This window comes from Lapillicoccus sp., assembly GCF_025353065.1.
Classification (GTDB): Bacteria; Actinomycetota; Actinomycetes; order Actinomycetales; family Dermatophilaceae; genus Lapillicoccus.
Window position 1 is genome coordinate 1 of sequence record NZ_JANXRJ010000240.1, and the last position, 2164, is coordinate 2164.

The 2164-nt window shown below is 73.2% G+C and carries 2 protein-coding genes; both read left to right on the forward strand.

What is annotated here, in order from left to right:
• Positions 1–107: 107 nt before the first annotated feature.
• Positions 108–1187 (forward strand): histidine kinase, encoded by a 1080-nt coding sequence (locus tag Q0R63_RS17855; protein ID WP_295700312.1) that lies wholly within the window; start codon positions 108–110, stop codon positions 1185–1187.
• Positions 1188–1420: 233 nt separating this feature from the next.
• Positions 1421–2107 carry a response regulator transcription factor gene (locus Q0R63_RS17860; protein ID WP_295700315.1) on the forward strand — a complete coding sequence of 229 codons (687 nt, stop codon included), beginning with the start codon at positions 1421–1423 and terminating at the stop codon, positions 2105–2107.
• The last annotated feature ends 57 nt before the right edge of the window (positions 2108–2164 follow it).

Here is a 2164-nt window from a genome sequence, read left to right on the forward strand (position 1 = left end):
CCCAGGTGCGCGACCCGGCCGCAGATGCGCGATGTCGGCCGCCGGGCTCGGGTCGCGGTACCTGAGGAGGAGGTCCGGCAGCGTCGACGGCGCCTAGCGTGGGGGACATGGCCACCCTGACCCCTCGCCTCGAGACATCACCCGAGATCGCGCCTTCCCTGGCGCACGGTGAGTGGGTGCCCTGGGTGGTCCTGGCCGGGGTCGTGGCCGTCCTCGGGCCGGCCGAGGCCGTCACGACACGGTCCTTCGGCACGTCCGGGTTGGGGCACTACCTCGCCGTGACCCTGCTCCTCGCGGGAGCAGTCGGACTCAGTCGGCGGTGGCCAGGACTCGCCCTCGGCCTCGTCTGGCTGGTCGGGGGCTTCCACATGGCGACCGGGATCCGCCCCCTGGTCACGGAGCTCGTGGTCGTCGTCGTGGCTTTCGCGACGGCCCGGTGGGGTGGCCTCGGCACGGTGTGGCTCGCCGGCCTGTCGATCCCGATGGCCGCGGTCATCGGCGTCGTCTTCATGGGCTCCGGCTTCATCCTCCTGTCGGCGAACGCCGCCTCGTCGCGCCTGTTCCCGGCGGCCGCCGCCGGGTTGAACCGGCCGGAGATCTGGGGCGCGGTCTCCGGAGTCGCGATCCTCGGGATCCCGTGGACCGTCGGCCTGGCGATGCGGTCATGGGACCGGGCCCGCGCCTCGAGGGTGTCGCTCGGGCTGGCCGAAGCGGACGTCGCCAGCGCCCAGCGGGAGTCCGAGCAGGCGCGCGAGATCGCCCGCCTGCGGGAAGGGCAGGCCCGGCTGGCCCACGACGTGCACGACGTCGTCGGGCACTCGCTGGCCGTCATCCTCGCGCAGGCGGAGTCGGCGCAGTACCTCCGCGACGACGACCCGGCGGCCCTCAAGGCGACGATGGCCACGATCGCCGACTCGGCCCGGTCCTCGCTCCAGGACGTCAGGCAGGTCCTGTCGGCGACGCAGCAGACGGCGACCCAGCAGACGGCCGCGCGGGCGGCAGACCTCGACCGCCTCGTCGAAGGGGTCCGCTCGAGCGGCCGCGAGATCATCGACTCGGAGGTGGGCGCGCCGAGGCCGCTGCCGCCCGAGCTCGCCGCCGTCGCCTACCGGGTGCTGCAGGAGATGTTGACGAATGCCGTGCGGCACGGCCGCCCGGACCGGCCCGTCCACGTCGAGCGGCACTGACCCGACGGCAGCTGGGAGGGTGACCTGCGGATCGAGGTCCGCAACGCCGAACAGGCCCGCGCGGCCCCGGTCCCCGAGGTCCCCGAGGTCGCCGAGCAGGGTGGTCAGGGCATCGAGGGTATGCGGCGCCGTCTCGAGTCGGTGGGTGGCCGGCTCGACGTGCGCCGTCGCAGTGAGGGGCCGGACCCGACGTTCACCGTGACGGCCTGGGTGCCGGTCCGGTCGTCAGGCGCATGAGCGACCCTGTGGGAGAGGACATCTCGGTCCTCCTCGTCGACGACCAACACCTTTTCCGCGAGGGGGTGCGGGTCATCGTCGACGCTCAGGAGGGGATGGCCGTGGTCGGCTCGGCCGGTGACGGCGTCGAGGCCGTCCGACTGGTCGACGAGCTGCACCCCGACGTCGTGCTGATGGACATCCGGATGCCCGAGATGGACGGGGTGGAGGCGACCCGGCAGATCTTCCTCGCCGACCGGGTCGCCCGACGCGAGAAGCCGGTGCGGGTGATCGTGCTGACGACCTTCAACCTCGACGACCGGGCGGCCACCGCGATCCGGTCGGGGGCCAGCGGGTTCCTCCTCAAGGACACGACCCCCCTCCTGCTGCGGGACGCGATCCGGACGGTCCACGCGGGCAACGCCGTCCTCGCGCCGGAGGATCTCTCGACCCTCCTCGACCACCAGTTCCGCACCCCCACACCGACGCCCGCGGCATACCTCGGGCTGACCGACAAGGAGCGGGAGATCTTCGGCGCGGTCGCCAGGGGCCTGTCCAACACCGAGGTCGGCGCCCTCGTCTTCGCGAGCGAGTCGACCGTGAAGACACACGTGGGCGCGATCCTGCGCAAGCTGGCGCTGCGCGACCGGGTCCAGATCGTCGTCTTCGCGCACGAGCACGCGCTCCTGCGCGACCCCGGCTGACCCCGGCTGACCCCGGCTGACCCCGGCTGACCCCGGCTGACCCGGACTGACCACGGC